This window comes from Bacillus sp. P4_D3, assembly GCF_056401855.1.
The window spans coordinates 1-741 of record NZ_JBFUIN010001160.1 but is presented as its reverse complement, the minus strand read 5'-3'; the positions used below and the strand labels follow the sequence as shown (position 1 = coordinate 741).

Here is a 741-nt window from a genome sequence, read left to right as displayed (position 1 = left end):
ACCAAGTAATAAATCACTAAGAAAAAGAAAAAGAAAAAACAAAAACAAAAACAACTACAAGAACAAAAAAGCGCGAAAAAATAAAACCGGTGTAGTAGTAGTAAAAAAAATTGAAATTCGAATGCCAAAACCGTTACCTCATTCTTATATTTATATTGAAGGATTGGAATTTTCCTATTTGCTAGCAAAGAGTGGAGGGAAACTGATGGCGGTGTACCGTAATGTGCAGGTGAACTTTTGGCAAGATGAATTCATATTAGATTTAACGCCAGAAGAGCGTTATTTTTATATATATTTGTTAACTGGTACGAAAACGAAGCAATGTGGTATTTACATATTGCCAAAGCGTTTGGCAGAGCTTGAAACTGGTTACAGTATGGAGACTGTTGAGAAGTTATTGAACCGGTTTGTGGAATACGGGAAGATTTTATATGATGCGGAAACGAAAGAGTTATTCATAATAAATTGGCTACATTATAACCCTATTTTAAATACGAATGTAGAGAAGTGTGTGTTACGTGAGTTAAAGACTGTGAAAAGTAACGAGTTCATACATATGTTTTTACGTAAATGTCTTGAAGAAGAATACAAGATTCCATTATTACTACAGTATTTTGGTATGCCGAAAGAAGAGGGTTCACAAGCAGTTATTGAAGAGAAAGAAGATATGAAAGAGGTAGAAACGGTAGAAGAGGCCACTTCGCATAGTAAAGTTTATAAGTTTTACGAACAAAATATAAG

General features: G+C 33.3%; 1 pseudogene. It reads left to right on the top strand.

Annotated elements, in window-relative coordinates:
- Positions 1-121 precede the first annotated feature (121 nt).
- A pseudogene (locus AC1DTM_RS29975) lies at positions 122-741 on the top strand (DnaD domain-containing protein); the annotation flags it as partial.